Consider the following 17,602-nt stretch of genomic DNA (forward strand, 5'->3'; position numbering starts at 1 on the left):
GGGGGAGCGTGATGGTCATGATGCGAACCGTCCGCGCGGCCGTCCTCGCCGCGCTCTCCGCAGTCCTCGTCGCGTGGCCGGCCCAGGCCGCCACCACCCCGCTCGCGGCGCCGCCGCCGGCCGCCGCGCTCTCCGTCGAACTCTGCCCGCCGGAGGGCCCGGTGGTCCCGGGTGAGACCGGGACGCTGGAGGTCCGGGTCACCAACAACGGCCCGGCGGCGACCGGCGACACCACCCAGGTGGTCGTGCACTTCCCGGCGCCGGGTGTGGTGCAGTCGGCCGACCCGCCGGTCGACCTGACCTACTTCGGCACCGGCAGCTCCTACCTGATCCCGGCCGGTCTGGCGCCGGGGGCGACCTCCGTCGAGCGGCTCGCGCTGTACGTCGCGCCGATCACCTACTCGGGCGAGACCATCAGCGGCGACGTCCAGGCCTTCTACGCGGGTGACCCGGACCAGTCCGGCCACACCACGCCCTACAGCCTCGTCACCGGCGACACCAAGGCGCACTTCACGGTCGGGGCCTCGTCCGCGATCGTCGGCGGCAAGCCGGTGCCGCAGCCGGGTGACCTGGAGGGCAAGCCCGGAGCCACCATCGAGCTGCCGCTGTGGGTGTACAACAACGGCCCGTCGTACTCGCGGCACCCGGTCGACTTCCTGATCACCGTGCCGGAGCGGACCACGCTGACCGGCACCACGCCGATCGGCTGCACGGCGACCGGGCCGCGGACGCTGGCCTGCCACTTCTCGGAGGGGCCGCGCTACCACAACACGATCTACGTCTTCCCGTCCGTGGTGATCGACCCGGCGGCGGTCGCCGGGCAGGTGCTCACCGGCGGGACGCTGGACGTGTCCGGGCAGGAGGACCCGAACCCCTCGCCCGACCACCACGCCGACTTCGCGGTGACGGTGACCTGAACGGCTCTGCCGGGTAGGCCCGGCCCGGGTGCGTAACGGCGCACCCGGACCGGGCACATTCATGGGGGGTGAAACAGGACCAGGACCTAGACCAGGCTGTCCCGCCAGGCCCGGTGGAGGTCGGCGAAGCGGCCGGAGCCGTCGATCAGCTCCTGCGGGGAGCCGTCCTCCACGATCCGGCCCTGGTCCATCACCAGGACGCGGTCGGCGATCTCCACGGTGGAGAGCCGGTGCGCGATGATCACCGCCGTGCGGCCGGCCAGCACCGTGCGCATCGCCCGCTGGACGGCCTGCTCGCCCGGGACGTCCAGGGAACTGGTCGCCTCGTCCAGGATCAGCACCGCCGGGTCGGCCAGCAGGGCGCGGGCGAAGGCCACCAGCTGGCGCTGCCCGGCGGAGATCCGGCCGCCGCGCTTGCGCACGTCGGTGTCGAAGCCGTCCGGCAGCGCGGCGACGAACTCGTACGCGCCGATGTCGCGGGCGGCCTGCTCGACCTCCTCGCGGGTGGCGCCGGGGCGGCCGATCGCGATGTTCTCGGCGACGGTGCCGGAGAACAGGAAGGACTCCTGGGTCACCATCACCACCCCGCGGCGCAGCTCGGGGGTGGCCAGCTCGCGCAGGTCCACGCCGTCCAGCCGGATCCGGCCGTCGGTCGGGTCGTAGAAGCGGGCCAGCAGCTTGGCGACCGTCGACTTGCCCGCGCCGGTGGCGCCGACCACCGCGACCGTCTGCCCGGCCGGGATGCGCAGGTCGAAGGGCGGCAGCACCTCCTTGCCGGTGCGGTAGGCGAAGCGGGTGCCCTCGAAGGCGACTTCCCGGCCCTTGACGGTGGTGTCCCCCAGAGCCGGCAGCTCCTTGGGCTCGGCCGGTTCGGCGACCGTCGGCTCGTGGGCGAGCAGGCCGGCGATCTTCTCCAGGGCGGCGGCGGCCGACTGGTAGCTGTTCAGGAACATCGCCAGCTGGTCGACCGGGTCGTAGAGCCGGCGCAGGTAGAGCGTGAAGGCGGTGAGCACGCCCAGCTCCAGCGAGTCCTCGACGACCAGGTAGGCGCCGAGCAGCACCACGCCGGTGATCCACAGGTTGGCGGTGACCCGGGAGAGGCCGACGTAGCGGGCGATCTCCAGCAGGCCGTCCGCGGTCGCGGTGGCGGACTGCCGGTTGACCACGGCGAAGGCCTCGTCGTTGGCCTTCTCGCGGCGGAAGGCCTGCACCGGGCGGATGCCGTTCATGGTCTCGGTGAACCGGACGATCAGCGAGGCGGCCGAGGTGCGGGAGCGGCGGTAGACCCGGCGCGAGCGGCTGCGGAAGGAGCGGGCGATCAGCGCCAGCGGCACCACGGACACCAGCGAGACCAGGCCGAGCCGCCAGTCCAGCACCAGCAGCAGCACCGAGATGTAGCAGACCGACAGGAAGACCGTCAGCAGCTCCTGGAGGCCCTCGGAGAGCAGCTCGCGCAGCGCGTCGATGTCGCTGGTGGCCCGGGAGATGATCCGGCCCGAGGTGTAGCGCTCGTGGAAGTCCAGGCTCAGCCGCTGGGCGTGCCGGAAGATCCGGCCGCGCAGCTCCAGCAGGATGTCCTGGTTGACCCGGGCACTGACCTTGATGAACACCCACTGCAGCACCGGGCTGAGCAGGGCGCAGAACAGGTACCCGGCGGTGACGGCGATCAGCGGGCCGGAGTCGTGGTCGCGCAGCGCCGGGATGGCGCGGTCCATCGCGACCGCGACCAGCAGCGGGCCGGCCTGCATCGCGGCCTGCTGGACCAGGATCACCAGCATCGCGACGGCGATCCGGGCGCGGTGCGGGCCGAGCAGCGAGCGCAGCAGCGCCCGGGGCGCGCCGGGCGGGACGGGGATGTCCTCCTCGTCGGCCGGCGGCGGGGGCGGCTCGCTGCCGGCGGGCCCGACGGCGGTGACGGGTACGGCGGGTTCGGCGGGTCCGTTGTCCGCGGCCTTCGCGGGTTCGGCGGTGGTGGTCACGGGGCTGCACTTCCTTCGGGCGCGAGGGCGGCCTCGCCGGACATCAGTTCGCGGTAGTGCGGGCAGTCGCGCAGCAGCTCCTGGTGGGTGCCGACGGCCTCGATCCGGCCGTCCGCCAGCACCGCGACCCGGTCGGCGAGCAGCACGGTGCTGGGGCGGTGGGCGACCACCAGGGCGGTGGTGGTGCCGAGGACCTCGCGCAGCGCCCGTTCGACCAGGGCCTCGGTGTGCACGTCCAGGGCGGAGAGCGGGTCGTCCAGCACCAGGAAGGCCGGGTCGCCGACCACCGCGCGGGCCAGGGCGAGGCGCTGGCGCTGGCCGCCGGACAGGCTCAGGCCCTGCTCGCCGACCTCGGTGTCCGGGCCCTCGGGGAGCCTCGCCACGAAGTCCGCCTGGGCGGTGGCGAGGGCGGAGCGCAGCTGCTCGTCGCCCGCGCCCGGGGCGCCCATCAGGACGTTCTCCCGGACGGTGGCGGAGAACAGGGTGGGCTCCTCGAAGGCGACCGCGACGGTCTCGCGCAGCCGCTGCCGGGGCAGGTCGCGGATGTCCCGGCCGTCCAGCGTGATGGTGCCGGCGGTGGCCTCGTACAGCCGGGGGAGCAGCGCGGTGAGCGTGGTCTTGCCGCTGCCGGTGGCGCCGACCAGGGCCATCGTCTCGCCGCTGCGGACGTGCAGGTCGATGCCGGACAGCAGGTCGGGGCTGTCCGCGGGGGCGTCGGGGTAGCGGAAGCGGACGCCGGTGAAGCGGATGCCGTCCGGGGCGGCGAGCCCGGTGGCGGTGCCCGGGTCCGGGGTGTCCGGCTCGTCCAGCACCTCGAAGAAGCGGTCGGTGGCGGTGGCGGCCTCGTTGGCGTAGGCGAGCAGCCAGCCGAGCGACTCGACCGGCCAGCGCAGCGCGAGCGCGGTGGACAGGAAGGCGACCAGGGAGCCGGCGCTCAGCTCGTCGTGGGCGACCAGGTAGGCGCCGACGGCGAGGGCGCAGGCCAGGACGATCTCCGGCAGGCCGACGATGACGGCCCACAGGTTGGCGAGCAGGTGGGCCTTGTGCAGCTCGGTGCGGCGCAGCTCGTGGGACTGGGCGCGGAAGCGCTCGGCCATCGAGCGGTGGCGGCCGAAGGCCTTGAGGATCCGGATGCCGAGCACGGACTCCTCGACCACGGTGGCGAGGTCGCCGTTCTGGTCCTGGGCGCGGCGGGAGGCGCCGGAGTAGCCGTGCTCGAAGCTCCGGGTGAGCACGAACAGCGGGACGACGGGCGCCAGGGCGATCAGCGCGAGCCGCCAGTCCTGGGTGAACATCACCGCCGTGCCGGCCAGGAACATCACCGAGTTGACGATCAGGAAGACCAGTGGGAAGGCCAGGAACAGCCGCATGGTGTACATGTCGGCGGTGGCCCGGGAGAGCAGCTGGCCGGAGCCCCACCGGTCGTGGAAGGAGACCGGGAGCCGCTGCAGCTTGGCGAAGAGGTCGCCGCGCATCGCCGTCTCCAGCCCGGCCAGCGGGCGGGCCAGCACCACCCGGCGGGTGTAGAACAGACCGGCCTCCAGCAGGCCCACCAGCAGCAGCAGGCCGACCAGCGGCCAGAGGGCGGCCAGGTCGCGGGTGGCGAGCGGGCCGTCCACGATCCGGCCGAGGATCACCGGGACGGCGAGTGTGCTCAGCATGCCGAGGGTGGCGGCCGTCACCGAGACGGTCAGCCGGCCGCGGACGGCGCGCGCGTACGGCCACAGGCGCAGCAGGGAGCGGACCGTGGAGCGGCGCGGTGCGGCGGCTGCGCCGGGTCCGGCGGTCTCGTCGGTCTTTTCGGTCCCGTCGGTGGGCGGGTTGTCGGTGTCATGTCGGTTCTCGGCCATCGCGGTGAGGGTAGGCAGAGAAGCCGTCACTTCTCATCCGGTTTTTCGCCCCTGTCGGCGGGGCCCGGCGAGAACCGGCCACCCGGACGGGCGGTGCGGAGGTGAACGGCGGGGCGTGCGCAGCGGTTCGTGCAGGGAGGAGTGCGCCGGGCGCCTCTTGCGAGCCCTCAGGGGTTGGGGGCGGGTGCGCGCAGCAGGTGCAGCGAGCGCCCGCCCAGCACCACGGTGCCGTGCGGGAACGGCTCGCCCGTGCCCGCGGCGGCCGTGTCGACCACCGTCTCGTACGGCGCCTCCGGTGCGGCCCAGGGCTCGCCGGGCAGGGTGAACGACGTGGCCAGGTGGCCCGCGTTGAGCAGCAGCAGGAAGCTGTCGTCCCGCAACGGCCGCCCGGCGTCGTCCCGTTCGGACATCGCGCTGCCGGACAGCAGCATCCCGAGGCAGGAGGTCGGCGCGAACCAGTCGGCCTCCGTCATCTCCTTGCCCAGCGGGGTGAACCAGGCCAGGTCGGGCTGGCCGCCGGGCGTGGCGGCCCGCCCCGAGAAGAACGCCCGCTGCCGCAGCACCGGGTGGGAGCGGCGCAACCGGACCAGCCGGGCGGTCAGCTCGCACAGTTCCCGCCAGCCGGGCTCCGCCAGCAGCGACCAGTCCAGCCAGCTGATCTCGTTGTCCTGGCAGTAGGCGTTGTTGTTGCCGCCCTGGGTGCGGCCCAGCTCGTCCCCGGCCGTCAGCATCGGGACGCCGGCCGAGAGCAGCAGGGTGGCCGTCAGGTTGCGCAGCTGGCGCAGCCGCAGGGCGTTCACCTCCGGGTCCGCCGTCTCGCCCTCGACGCCGTGGTTCCAGGACCGGTTGTCCTCGGTGCCGTCCCGGTCGGCCTCGCCGTTCGCCCCGTTGTGCTTGCGGTCGTAGGAGACCAGGTCGCGGAGGGTGAAACCGTCGTGCGCGGTCACGTAGTTGACCGAGGCGTACGGGCGGCGGCCGCCGCGCTGGTAGAGGTCGGAGGAGCCGGAGAGGCGGTAGCCGAGCTCGCGGACGTCCGGACGGGCGCCGCGCCAGAAGTCCCGCACGGTGTCGCGGTACCTGTCGTTCCACTCGGCCCACAGCGGGGGGAAGCCGCCCACCTGGTAGCCGCCCGGGCCGACGTCCCAGGGCTCGGCGATCAGCTTCACCCGGCTGAGCAGCGGGTCCTGGGCGACGGCCGCGAGGAAGGGGTGCTCCATGTCGACGCCGTCGCCGCCGGCCCCGCCGCCGCGGGCGAGCGCCGCGGCGAGGTCGAAGCGGAAGCCGTCCACGCCCATCTCGGCGACCCAGTAGCGCAGCGAGTCGGTGATCAGCCGGATCACCTGCGGGCGGCGGGTGTCCAGGGTGTTGCCGCAGCCGGTGTAGTCGGCGTAGCCGCGCGGCCGGTTCGGCGGGAGCCGGTAGTAGCCGGCGTTGTCGATGCCGCGCAGGGACAGCATCGGGCCCAGTTCGGCGCCCTCGGCGGTGTGGTTGAACACCACGTCCAGGATCACCTCGATCCCGGCGGCGTGCAGGGCGCGGACCATCCGCTTGAACTCGCCGACCTGGCCGCCGCGCGAGCCGGACGCCGAGTAGCCGGCGTGCGGGGCGAAGTAGCCGACCGTGTTGTAGCCCCAGTAGTTGACCAGGCCGCGGGCCTGCAGGTGGTCCTCGCTGGCGTGCTGGTGGACCGGCAGCAGCTCGACGGCGGTCACGCCGAGGCCGGTGAGGTGGGCGAGGGCGGCGGGGTGGGCGAGGCCGGCGTAGGTGCCGCGCAGCCGGGGCGGCACGTCGGGGTGGCGCATGGTGAAGCCGCGCACGTGCAGCTCGTAGAGCACCGTCTCGGCCCACGGGGTCTTCGGGCGGTGGTCGTCGTACCAGTCGTCGTCGTCGTGGACGACCACCGCTCTGGGCACGTAGGGGGCGGAGTCGCGGTTGTCCCGGACGGTGTCGGCGACGTCCGCCTCCGGCCAGTTGCGGACGGCGGCGCAGGCCGCGTCGTGGGAGGTGTAACAGCCGTCGACGGCGCGGGCGTACGGGTCCAGCAGCAGCTTGGCGGGGTTCCAGCGGGCGCCCGTCCACGGGTCCCAGCGGCCGTGCACCCGGAAGCCGTAGCGGGCGCCGGGGCGCACACCGGGGAGGAAGCCGTGCCAGACCTGGAAGTCCTGCTCGGTGAGCCGGTGCCGGCTCTCCCGGCCGTCCTCGTCGAAGAGGCACAGGTCGACGGCCTCGGCGCCGGCCGCCCAGAGCGCGAAGTTGGTGCCCTGGTCGCCGGGTTGGCCGGCGCGGAAGCGGGCGCCGAGCGGCTGCCAGCTGCCGGGCCGCGGTGGTTCGGCGGGGTGCTCGGCGGGGCGCGTTCGTTCGGCGGGGCGCGGACCGACGCCCGGCCGTACCCCGGCTTCCAGCTCCTGCCCTGACGCCATGGCCGCACCCTCCCTGGACGGGGTGTCCCGGACCCCGTTCACTTCCTCTTTCCCGGATTGCGCAGATCGGAAGCCGCTGAACGGGGGCTTACCGGCGGATGGCGGGCAGGGGGGCGCCCGTGGATGACGGGATTCCGGGGCCGGCGCGCGTGTCCCCCCGTCGACGGCGGTCGTTGTTCCGGGCGTCGGACGCGAACAGTGGGAGGCCCCGGGATGCGGCGCCGAGGACGGGTGTGGGCGCGGGGCGCGGCGGCGGTGGCCTGCTGTCTGGCGGTCCTCACGGGGTGCGCCGGCGGTGGCTCCCCGGCGGCCCCGGACGGGGACGCGGTCGGGTCCGGGGCGCCGGCCGCGCCGCCGGCGCCGTCCCGGGCGGTGGTGACCGCGCAGCCGGCCGACGGCGCGCAGGACGTCCAGCCGGAGGGCGTGGTGCGGGTGAGCGCGGCGCAGGGCCGGCTGGTGTCGGTCCGGCTGGCGGACGCCAAGGGCACCGAGGTGCCCGGCACGATCGCCGCGGACGGCGCCGGGTGGGCGCCCGACGGCCCGCTGCCGCTGGGCACGGCGTTCACCCTGGACGCGGTGGCCGAGGACGACGCCGGCCAGAAGGCGGCCCAGCACTCGGCGTTCTCGACCATGGCCCGGGCGCACACCTTCGTCGCCTTCTTCACCCCGGAGGACGGTTCGACGGTCGGCGTCGGCATGCCCGTGTCGCTGCGCTTCAGCCGTCCGATCGCGGACCGGGCGGCGGTGGAGCGGGCCGTCCAGGTCGCCGCGGACCCGCCGGTGCCGGTGGCCGCGCACTGGTTCGGCAACCAGCGGCTGGACTTCCGGCCGCAGCAGTACTGGACGGCCGGCACCAAGGTCACGGTGGCGCTGCGGCTGAAGGACGTGCAGGGCGCGCCGGGCGAGTTCGGCACCCAGAGCCGGGACCTGCACTTCACCGTCGGCCGGGCGCAGGTCTCCACCGTGGACCTGGACGCGCACACCCTGACCGTCCGGGCGGGGCAGGGCGGCAAGGTGGTCCGGGTGCTCAAGGTCTCCGGCGGCAGCCGCGACCACTCCACCTACCGGGGGGTGATGGTGGTGTCGGAGAAGTACCGGGAGACCAGGATGAACTCGCAGACCGTCGGGATGGGCGACGAGTACGACATCAAGGACGTCCCGCACGCGATGCGGCTGACCACCTCCGGCACCTTCCTGCACGGCAACTACTGGGCGGATCCGCGGGTGTTCGGCACGGCCAACACCAGCCACGGCTGCGTCGGCCTGGCCGACGTCAAGGGCGGGGCGAGCAAGGACTCCCCGGCGGGCTGGCTGTTCGAGCACACCGTCCCGGGGGACGTGGTGGAGGTGAAGGCCTCGTCCGGGGACTTCGTGCCGCCGCAGAACGGGCTGAACGGCTGGAACCTGCCCTGGGAGCAGTGGGTGGCCGGGAGCGCGCTGCGCTGAGCTGAGCAGGGGAGCGCGCTGCGCTGAGCCGCGGGCGCGCCGCCCCGGCCGCGGGCCCCCTGCCGCGGCCCTCTGCCCGGCCTTCACGCCCGGTTCACCCCGGCTTCACCCGGTTCCGTTCGACTCCCCTGTGAAGTCACTCGAACGGCCCAGTTATCCTGCTCCGACGCGTCCACAGCCCGGCCGCGGAAGATCGGCGCCCGGTGCAACTCCCGGGGGCACTCAGCGCGTCAACAGAGTGGATACCGGGAGGGGAGAAACCGTGAAGACGGGTAAGACGGCCGGAGCCGCGATACGCACCACCAGCCGCTACGGGCGCAGGGGGGCGTTGGCGCTGGTCATGGGTGGGGTACTGCTGCTCACCGCGGCCTGCAACGACGACAAGGGCGGTGGCTCCGGTGGCTCCGACGGGGGCAACGCGGCCAGCGCGCCGGCCTCGGCGGACGCGGGCGGTGCGGGCGGCGCGGGTGGTTCGGGCGGTTCGGGGACGCCGAAGCCCTCGGCCGCGGTGATCGCCGTCGAGCCGAAGGACGGTGCCCAGGACGTCCAGCCGACCGGACTGGCGGTCTCCGTCTCCAACGGCAAGCTCACCACGGTCGAGGTGACCGACAAGGACGGCAAGCCGGTCACGGGTGCGATCACCCCGGACGGTGCCGGCTGGAAGCCCGCGGCGGCGCTCACCGTCGGCATGGCGTACAAGGTGAACGCGCAGGCCAAGGACGCCGAGGGCCTGGTGGCCGCGTCCACCACCTCGTTCACCACCCTGACGCCGGACAAGAAGATCTCCACCAACGACAACATCAGCGACGGCGCCACCTACGGCGTCGGCATGATCGTCTCGGTGGAGTTCAACAAGGCGGTCAAGAACAAGGACGCCGTCCTCAAGGGCATCACCTTCGAGACCAGCAACAACACCGTCGTGAAGGGCCACTGGTTCGGCGACAAGCGGGTGGACTTCCGCCCGGAGCAGTACTGGGCGCCGGACACCAAGGTGACCATCAAGTACCGGCTGAAGAACGTCGAGGTCGCCCCGGGCATCTACGGCGACGTGGAGAAGGACGAGCCCTTCACCATCGGCCGCTCGCAGGTCGCCACCGCGGACGCCAAGTCGCACCAGATGACCATCGAGCGGGGCGGCCAGAGCACCACCGTGCCGGTCACCCTGGGCGCGGACGCCACGCCGTCCTGGGGCGGGACCATGGTGGTCATGTCCAAGGAGAAGGTCACCCGGATGAACTCGCAGACCGTCGGTCTCGGCGGCGAGTACGACATCCAGGACGTGCCGCACGCGATGCGGCTGACCACCTCCGGCACCTTCGTGCACGGCAACTACTGGGCGAACCCGTTCGGCAAGAGCAACGCCAGCCACGGCTGCATCTCGATGCAGGACGTGAAGGGCGGTAGCGACACCTCGGTGGCGGGCAAGTTCTTCAACGACTCGATGGTCGGCGACCCGATCAAGATCGTGAACTCCAAGGAGAAGACCGTCTCGCCCTCCAACGGGCTCGGCGGCTGGAACGTGGACTGGGCGAGCTGGTAGGCCCTGTCCGGAGGTCGGCCCGGCTGGTCCGGGCACTCCGGTGAGTTCTCTCCGAGCGGTCCGATCCTCACCCGATGGGGTCGGACCGCTCGGGTTTCCGGGGCATGGAGCCCCTCGTATGGCGCAACCTTTCCGGTGGCCGGGCGCGTATACCCGGTCAGGTCCGCAGACGGTCCTTCGCAGGTCCGTCGCGGGTCCACGGGGAGTCCGGGGAGTTCAGAGGGAGGGAATCGACGTGAGGTCGATACGCAGAGTGGTGGCCGCCGGCCTGGTCGGCGGAGCGATGGTGCTGACGGCCGCCTGCGGTGGCGGTGACGGCGGGGGCGGCGGCAGCGCGGCCAAGGCCGACCTGGGGGCCGGCGCGGCCACCTCCCAGCCGCCGGCCGGCTCCCAGTCGGCGGCGGCGCCCACCAGCGCGGCGCCGAAGGTGTCGCAGGCCGTGGTGAACATCGAGCCCAAGACCGGCGCGGTGGACGTGGCGCCGAGCGCGCTCAAGGTCGGGGCGACGGGCGGCAAGCTCACCACCGTCAAGGTGAGCGACAAGACCGGCAAGGAGGTGCCCGGCACCATCGCCGCCGACGGCTCCTCCTGGACGCCGACGGCCGGCCTCTCGGTGGGCACCGCCTACCAGGTCAGCGCGATGGCGGCGGACGCCGACGGCGCGGTCACCGAGGCGGACAGCAGCTTCACCACGCTGACGCCGGAGGCCCAGGCCAAGGCCTCCGACAACGTCGACGACAACGCGACGTACGGCGTCGGCATGATCGTCTCGGTGGAGTTCACCAAGGACGTCAAGAACAAGGAAGCGGTCGCCAAGGGCATCACCTTCGAGACCGACAACGGCACCGTGGTGAAGGGCCACTGGTTCGGCGACCGCCGGGTGGACTTCCGTCCCGAGGGCTACTGGAAGCCGGGCACCAAGGTGAACGTGCACTACCGGCTGAAGAGCGTGGAGATCGCTCCGGGCGTCTACGGCGGCTCGGACCGGGACGAGCCCTTCACGATCGGGCGATCCCAGGTCTCGACGGTTGACGCCGCCACGCACAAGATGACCGTCGTGAGCGGGGACGGCCAGAGCTCCGAGATCGACATCACCTCCGGCTCGGACGACCACCCCACCTGGAACGGCACCATGACCGTCATGTCCAAGGAGGGCACGGTGCGGATGCAGTCCAGCACCCTGCCCGGCATGACCGGCGCGCCCTACGACCTCCAGGTGCCGCACTCGATGCGGCTCACCACCTCGGGCACGTACGTGCACGGCAACTGGTGGGCCAGGAACAGCATCTTCGGCGGCGACAACGTCAGCCACGGCTGCGTCGGCCTCAAGGACGTCGAGGGCGGCGGCGCCGGCACCTCGATGGGCAAGTTCTACGACAGTTCGATCGTCGGGGACGTCGTGATCGTCAAGAACTCCATCAAGAAGGAGAAGCTCGACCCCTCGAACGGGCTGAGCGGCTGGACCCTCCCGTGGAGCGCCTGGTAGGACGGCCGGGGGTCAACTCGGGCTTGACGGAGGTCGGCCCGGGGCGACCCCCTCCTTGCATCCGGCATATGCCGACTCGGGGGAGATCGTTTGCTCATTGTCCGTACGCGGCTGCTTGCGTTCCGCAATGATGGTCCGCATGGCGGGTTGGGGCGAAGCAGATCAGTCATCAGTTCCCGGGGCCGGCACGGTCGCCGAGGCGTCCTGGATCGACGTCCAGGGGGCGCTCTCGGCGCTGGAGCGGCTCAGCTCCGAGGAGCTGGAGGAGATGTATTCGGGCAGGCTGTGCGACCAGTCCTCGCCGAGTGAGGTCCGGCTGCCGTCCCGGCCGGAGTCCGGCCCGGTGGCCCGGCGGCTGGTGCTGTCCGTCCTGGAGTCCTGGGACCTCCACCAGTACCTGGAGGCCGGGGAGTTACTCACCAGCGAGCTGGTGTCCAACGCGGTACGGCACGCGGCGGGGCGCACCATCGGCCTGCACGTCAGCCGCAAGCCGGGCTGGCTGCGGATCGAGGTCCGGGACTCCTCCCGGGCGCTGCCCTGCATGATCCTCGCCGAGCCCAGGCCGGTGAACGAGCGCGGGCGGGGGCTGAAGATCGTCGACGACCTCTCCGACCGCTGGGGCGCGGACCTGCTGCCGCGGGGCAAGGGCGTCTGGTTCGAGCTCAAGGTGCGCGAGCGGCACTGAGCCGGCTGGGTCGTCCGGCCCGCGTCCGGCCCGTCCGGCCCGGAAAACACGCAGGGCCCCCGGATGCGCCGTGGTCCGGCGGAGGGGGCCCCTGCAAGTCATCGCGGCGGCCAAGGGGGTGCGTGCCGCTGCGATGGGCGTCGGCAGTGCCAGGTCGGGCCCGCCGAAGTTCGATGCCTTGACTATCGCACGGATCTCAGCATGTGGGCAAACCGGGCGACTGGGAATCCAAGGTTTGTAACCTAGTTCACCTTTGGATTTTGCATAGGTTAACGCTGCTGCCTGTGAATATTCATGATCGCGGTGCTGTGCTCCCCGCGCTCATCGCTTGGCGGACCCGAGCGGCATGGCGGCGGACGGCCGCGGGCGAGAGGTGGCGAACGGGCGGTGCGGCCCGGCTGACGCCACCAGGAGAGCGGCAGGCGCGGCAGAGCCCGCCGAGGAGGGCCTGGGGGCGGCACGGGGTGCGGCAGTCGGTGCACTCGGGGACGCGGACGGGCTGGGCGGCCTGGGCGGCCGGTGCGGGGCGTTCCGGGGGCAGCTTGTCGATCAGACGGCGGCGGGTGAGGGCCACCGGGCTGTGGACCGGTGTCGGCAGGCCCGCCGTGAGCGCGGCGGTGAAGAGGGCGGGGGTGGCGCCCCGGGCCAGCCATTCGGCGGCAAGCGGTTCGAGGTCGGCGCAGTCGGCGGCGGAGAGGGCCAGCCGGGCGTCCGCGAGGCCGAGGCCGGCGAGGGCGGCGTAGGCGGCCGAGGCGGGGGAGGTCCGGTTGAGCGTTCGCTCCTTGGGGGGATCGGGCGCGTTCTCTGTTGACGTCTCACCGGTGGCGAGGAAGTGGTTCCACCAGGCGTCACTGCGGGGCGTCCGGGAGAAGTAGGTACGGAACACCCAGCGGCAGTCCTTGGAGTTGAGGCGCTCCCGGACGCGACGCAGGTGACCTGCGGCGGAGAGGTTGTTGAGCACCGTGCGGCAGGCCATCTGGCCGTAGTGGGGCTGCAGGACGGCGAGCGTTTTGACGTCCATGGCGGCGCCGTCGGGGAGACGGTCGATGAGCGAGGCGAGATAGGCCTCCCTCGCCGGGAGGTGGGTGAAGTCGCTCGCGGAGCGGGGACGTTGCTCTGGGGCGGACTGCTTGCCGTACCCGGGGGTGGCCATGGCGGTAGAGTCGTGGGTAGCCACAGGATCGAGTCTCTTTCGATCGGGGTGGTCAGACCCCCGTTCGGTGTTGGTAGCACCGGTCGGGGGTTGTTTCGTTGGTCCGCACGCTACACGGAGGAACCGGCTGTGGCGAAGTCGTGACGATAAGTCATATCTGCTGCGTGCGAGGGTGGTTGGAAGGTGGTTACCCACCCGTTCAACTAAGGGGCTGCTCGACCGTTGCCGCTTGAGCTTCGGCCGCGAAGGAGATGAAGGCGGACCAGGCGGAGGGCGAGAAGGTGAGCGTCGGGCCGGCCTTGTCCTTGGAGTCCCGGACATGGACGGCGGAGGCGCAGGAGGCCACCTCGATGCACTCGCCGCCGTCAGTGGTGCTGTAACTGGACTTGAACCACTTCATAGCTCCTCCGCCGTCCTTCTGATGAAAACTCTCGACTCCTCAATGCTGAGGGCCTGCGTGCGGATCATGCCATGGCGCTGTGCCAGAAGGTTCACTCGCTCAGGGTCTGAGTAGAGGATCCCCGTGTGTTGCCCTTCGACGTAGGCAAGCTGTTCATGGTCGGGGGTTTCGAGCAAGATCATGGGGCCGTTGAGAGCGGCATAGGCTGCACGGCCGAGTGGCAGGACCTGAATCGAAACGTTGCGCAACTCGCCAGTTTCCAACAGGTGATTGAGCTGCCGCTTCATGAGACCCGTGTCGCCGACTGTCGCCCGGAGTGCGGCTTCGTGGATCACGAAGCCATGGAGCACTGTCGGCGATTTCCGCAGTCGCTCCTGCCTCTGCAATCGACCCGAGACTCTTGCCGAGACCGTCTCGTCGTCCAGTGGCGGGTAGGAGTTGCTGATCGTCTCGCGGGCGTACTCCTCGGTTTGGAGCAGGCCTGGGATGAGCAGGGCGGAGTATGCATGAAAGGCGATCGCTTCGCGCTCGGCTTCCGTGTAGCCGCGCGAGTATGAGGAGAACTTCTCAGGCTTCAGGAAGTCGGTCGCCGCGAGCAGCATCCCCCTTGCGTCGCACAACTCGTCGGCGACGGTGAGCAACTTGAACGACGGCTTCCGCCTCCCCGCCTCCATCGACCGCACGCTCTCGTAGTCGTAGCTCGCCGCCTGGCACAGCTGCTCGCGCGTGACTCCGGCTTGCTCACGCCACCGCTTGATCTGATCGCCGCAGTACTTCCAGGCCATCGGGTTCTGCTTCGGCGTGGTCATCCCGAACCCCCTCATCGTCCCTGGTCATCCAGCGGTCAAGTCTCACGCTGTACCAACGGTGTGACTGCTGAGGGTATGTCCGGCTCCCGACTCTTGAAGGGTGAAATGGCCGAACTCGGCCCTTACGAGCGAAGGACTCTGATGATCACTCAGCCCGCCGATGCCGTCGAGTGGATGTTCCCCTGCCTCCCCCGCAGCGCCGGCCGCGCGCGGATCCGGCTCCTGCGGCAGGCCTTCGAGTGGGACGTGCCCGTCGAGTCCACCGAGACCGCCCTGATCCTGCTCAGCGAACTCGTCACCAACGCCTGCCGTCACGCCCGCGGCCCGCGCGACCGGCTGATCGGTGTCCGCGTCCTGCTCCCCACCCGCTCCGTGCTCCGCATCGAGGTCTCCGATGCGAGCTCCGAGCTCCCGGCCCTCCGCCATGCCGCCCCCGACGACGAGTCCGGCCGGGGCCTCGAACTCGTCGCCGCCCTCGCCACCTCCTGGGGCGCCCACCCGCGCGGCGAGGGCTACATCGGCAAGACCACCTGGTGCGAACTCGACCTCCCCTCGCCGGCGAGGCCCGCCTCAGATGATCTGATTCCATGAGGCTGATGACCGCAACAGAGGCTTCGAGAAGCTTCGCCGCCGTGCTGGACTCGGCGGGGCACGGTGAGACGATCATCGTCACCCGAGGTGGCCGGCGCATCGCGGTGATCGGTCCGGCCCCCTCGGGCAACGGTGCCGCGCTGAATGACGTTCTCCGGCGGTTCCTGCCGGACGAGGACTTCGCGGCGGATGAGGCATCGCTGAACTGCACCTCGGAGTGGAGCTGCCCGGCGTCCGGGCGATCACGCTCGGTGTCTCCGGCTGAAGGGCCGCGTGGGAAGTCGGCCCGGCCGACTTCCCACGCAGCGATCCGCCCGGCCCGGGTAGCATCGGGCCCGTGAAGCTGTACTGGCACGTCGTGCTGCCGCCGCTCAGCGCCTGATCGGGCGCGCGCAGGTGGCTTGATCCCCTTCGCCCCGGCTCGGCCGTTGTGAGGCCGCCGTGGGCCGATGGCGTGCGCCCGTTCTCGGAACCTCTCCTCTGACGGTCTTCGACGACGGAAGTACACGACTGTGCCGAATCGTTTGTCCTCGCCTGCCCGCCCGACCGCCCCTGCCGTCCGCCGCCGCCGCTCGCGGGGCGGCGCGGTGCCGATCCTGACCGCCGCCGTCCTCTGGGGCACCACCGGAACGGCGAGTTCGCTGGCGCCCGGCGGCGCCCCGGCGGCCGGGATCGGGGCGGCCGGGCTGGTGCTCGGCGGACTGCTGCTGTTCCTCACCGACCGCACCGCCCGCACCCTGCCCCGGGGCTGTGGGGCGCGCGAGCGGTGGCTGCTCGCGGCCGGTGCGCTCGCGGTGGCCGGGTACCCGGTGACCTTCTACCCGGCGGTGCACCGTACGGGCGTCGCGGTGGCGACGGTGATCGCCCTGGGCAGCGCGCCGGTATTCACCGGCCTGCTCGGGTGGCTCGCCCGGCAGGGGCGGCCGAGCGGGCGGTGGGCCGGGGCGACTGCGGCGGCCGTGCTCGGCTGCGCCGTGCTGGTGCTCGGCCCCGAACTCGCCGGGCACGGTACGGCGGTGGACCCGCTGGGGGTGCTGCTGGCGGCGCTCTCGGGGCTCTCGTACGCCGTGTACTCGCTGATCGGCGGCCGGCTGATCGCGGCCGGGCGCCCCTCGGGCGGGGTGATGGGGACGATGTTCGGCGGGGCCGCGCTGATCGTCCTGCCGGTGCTGCTCGCCGGTGACCCGGCGTGGCTGGCCTCGGTGCGCGGGGCGGCCGTGGCGCTGCACCTCGCGGTGGTCACTACCTACCTCGCGTACCGGCTGTTCGGCCACGGCCTGCGGCACACCTCGGCCCAGACGGCCACCACGCTGACCCTCGCCGAGCCGGCCGTCGCCGCCGTGCTGGGTGTCGCGGCGCTGGGGGAGCGGCTGCCCGCCGTCTCCTGGTGCGGGCTCGCGGTGCTGGCGGGCGGGCTGGCCTTCCTCGCCCTGCCTGCTCGGCGGTAGAGCCATGGCCGCGCAGGAAGTCGGACCGGCCGACTTCCTGCGCTAGGTGCGGCTCAGATGCCGAAGTGGGCGGCGATGCCGTCGAGGACGCAGTCCAGGCCGGTCTCGAACTGCCAGTCGGGGTCGTCCTTGCGGGTGGCCTCGTCCAGGTAGCGCTGGTAGCTCGGGTAGCGGCCGGTGCCCATCAGCCAGCTCATCCGGGGGGCGAGGCCGGCCCTGGTCTCGTCCCCGTCGGACCAGCCGCGCTCGCGCCGGAGGTTCTCCAGGGTCACCTCGGCGGCGACCGACCCGTGCACGTAGCCGGTGACGGTGCGGAAGACCGCCATGGTGGTGTCGGCGTCCAGCCCGTGCTCGGCGAGGACGGCGAACGCCCGCTCGGGGACGGCGAGTTGGTTGGGGCTGAGGGAGAACGGGGTGGCCGCCAGGACCGTCCACGGGTGGGCCAGGGTCATCGCCCGCAGGTGGACGGCCAGCGAGCGCATGGCGTCCCGCCAGCCCTCGGCCGGTTCGTCCAGCGGCAGCCGGCCGTACGCGAAGTCGACCATCAGCTCGATGAGTTCGTCCTTGCCGGAGACGTACCGGTAGGCGGCCATCGGGGCGACGCCGAGCGCGCCGGCCAGGCGGCGCATGGTGACGGCGTCCAGGCCCTCGCTGTCGGCGATGGCGACCGCGGCCTCGGCGATCCGCTGCGGGGTCAGGGTGGTGCGCGGCGCGGGGGCGGGGCGGGCGAGGCGCTCCCAGAGCGAGACCTGGGCCTTGTCGTCGCCGGTCGCGGGGGTGTCCCCGGCGGGGGCCTGCTGAGCGGGCATGGGGGCGGGCTCCTTCCGACTGGAGTGTTCCTCACCGTACCACTGCGGCGTGTACGCCGTATCTGGAGC

General features: G+C 72.2%; 15 protein-coding genes. 8 read left to right on the top strand and 7 right to left on the bottom strand.

Going from position 1 to position 17,602, the window contains the following annotated elements; genetic code table 11:
• Positions 1–17: 17 nt before the first annotated feature.
• Positions 18–917 carry a hypothetical protein gene (locus IE332_RS12065; protein WP_189915777.1) on the top strand — a complete coding sequence of 300 codons (900 nt, stop codon included), beginning with the start codon at positions 18–20 and terminating at the stop codon, positions 915–917.
• Between the two features lie 86 nt (positions 918–1,003).
• Here IE332_RS12065 and IE332_RS12070 read toward each other — a convergent pair whose 3' ends face one another.
• The 3 genes from IE332_RS12070 to glgX form a co-directional block, all read right to left on the bottom strand.
• Positions 1,004–2,896 (bottom strand): ABC transporter ATP-binding protein, encoded by a 1,893-nt coding sequence (locus IE332_RS12070; RefSeq protein WP_189915778.1) that lies wholly within the window; start codon positions 2,894–2,896, stop codon positions 1,004–1,006.
• Positions 2,893–4,746 carry an ABC transporter ATP-binding protein gene (locus IE332_RS12075; protein WP_189915779.1) on the bottom strand — a complete coding sequence of 618 codons (1,854 nt, stop codon included), beginning with the start codon at positions 4,744–4,746 and terminating at the stop codon, positions 2,893–2,895. Before IE332_RS12075 ends, IE332_RS12070 begins: the two co-directional genes overlap by 4 nt.
• Positions 4,747–4,913: 167 nt before the next feature.
• The gene (gene glgX / locus IE332_RS12080) at positions 4,914–7,166 is read right to left on the bottom strand and encodes a glycogen debranching protein GlgX (protein ID WP_189915780.1); all 2,253 of its coding nucleotides are present in this window, start codon (positions 7,164–7,166) and stop codon (positions 4,914–4,916) included.
• Between the two features lie 213 nt (positions 7,167–7,379).
• Here glgX and IE332_RS12085 point away from each other — a divergent pair, with 213 nt between their 5' ends.
• The 4 genes from IE332_RS12085 (at position 7,380) to IE332_RS12100 (ending at position 12,323) form a co-directional block, all read left to right on the top strand.
• Positions 7,380–8,612 carry a L,D-transpeptidase gene (locus IE332_RS12085; RefSeq protein WP_189915781.1) on the top strand — a complete coding sequence of 411 codons (1,233 nt, stop codon included), beginning with the start codon at positions 7,380–7,382 and terminating at the stop codon, positions 8,610–8,612.
• A gap of 262 nt (positions 8,613–8,874) precedes the next feature.
• Positions 8,875–10,152 carry a L,D-transpeptidase gene (locus tag IE332_RS12090; protein WP_229928531.1) on the top strand — a complete coding sequence of 426 codons (1,278 nt, stop codon included), beginning with the start codon at positions 8,875–8,877 and terminating at the stop codon, positions 10,150–10,152.
• 235 nt (positions 10,153–10,387) lie between these two features.
• Entirely contained in the window at positions 10,388–11,638 is a 1,251-nt protein-coding gene (locus IE332_RS12095; RefSeq protein ID WP_229928532.1) for a L,D-transpeptidase, read from the top strand.
• A 139-nt stretch (positions 11,639–11,777) separates the two neighbouring features.
• Entirely contained in the window at positions 11,778–12,323 is a 546-nt protein-coding gene (locus IE332_RS12100; RefSeq protein WP_229928533.1) for an ATP-binding protein, read from the top strand.
• A 292-nt stretch (positions 12,324–12,615) separates the two neighbouring features.
• On the opposite strand, the gene IE332_RS12105 is transcribed toward IE332_RS12100, so the two are convergent.
• From IE332_RS12105 to IE332_RS12115, 3 genes are all read right to left on the bottom strand, one after another.
• Positions 12,616–13,476: a hypothetical protein gene (locus IE332_RS12105; RefSeq protein WP_189915783.1), complete on the bottom strand. Its 861-nt coding sequence runs from the start codon at positions 13,474–13,476 to the stop codon at positions 12,616–12,618.
• Between the two features lie 199 nt (positions 13,477–13,675).
• Positions 13,676–13,876 (bottom strand): DUF397 domain-containing protein, encoded by a 201-nt coding sequence (locus tag IE332_RS12110; RefSeq protein WP_189915784.1) that lies wholly within the window; start codon positions 13,874–13,876, stop codon positions 13,676–13,678.
• Positions 13,873–14,685 carry a helix-turn-helix domain-containing protein gene (locus IE332_RS12115; RefSeq protein WP_189915785.1) on the bottom strand — a complete coding sequence of 271 codons (813 nt, stop codon included), beginning with the start codon at positions 14,683–14,685 and terminating at the stop codon, positions 13,873–13,875. Before IE332_RS12115 ends, IE332_RS12110 begins: the two co-directional genes overlap by 4 nt.
• A gap of 141 nt (positions 14,686–14,826) precedes the next feature.
• Here IE332_RS12115 and IE332_RS12120 point away from each other — a divergent pair, with 141 nt between their 5' ends.
• The 3 genes from IE332_RS12120 to IE332_RS12130 all read left to right on the top strand — a co-directional run bounded on the left by IE332_RS12120 (position 14,827) and on the right by IE332_RS12130 (position 16,724).
• Positions 14,827–15,276, top strand: a complete 450-nt coding sequence (locus IE332_RS12120; RefSeq protein ID WP_229928534.1) for an ATP-binding protein — start codon at positions 14,827–14,829, stop codon at positions 15,274–15,276.
• Between the two features lie 5 nt (positions 15,277–15,281).
• The gene (locus IE332_RS12125; protein WP_229928535.1) at positions 15,282–15,617 is read left to right on the top strand and encodes a type II toxin-antitoxin system Phd/YefM family antitoxin; all 336 of its coding nucleotides are present in this window, start codon (positions 15,282–15,284) and stop codon (positions 15,615–15,617) included.
• 246 nt (positions 15,618–15,863) lie between these two features.
• Positions 15,864–16,724, top strand: coding sequence for an EamA family transporter (locus IE332_RS12130; RefSeq protein ID WP_229928536.1), 861 nt, complete (start codon positions 15,864–15,866; stop codon positions 16,722–16,724).
• Positions 16,725–16,777: 53 nt separating this feature from the next.
• Here IE332_RS12130 and IE332_RS12135 read toward each other — a convergent pair whose 3' ends face one another.
• Positions 16,778–17,533 (bottom strand): TetR/AcrR family transcriptional regulator, encoded by a 756-nt coding sequence (locus IE332_RS12135; protein ID WP_189915788.1) that lies wholly within the window; start codon positions 17,531–17,533, stop codon positions 16,778–16,780.
• Positions 17,534–17,602: the final 69 nt, after the last annotated feature.

This window comes from Kitasatospora xanthocidica (genome assembly GCF_014656195.1).
Classification (GTDB): Bacteria; Actinomycetota; Actinomycetes; order Streptomycetales; family Streptomycetaceae; genus Kitasatospora; species Kitasatospora xanthocidica.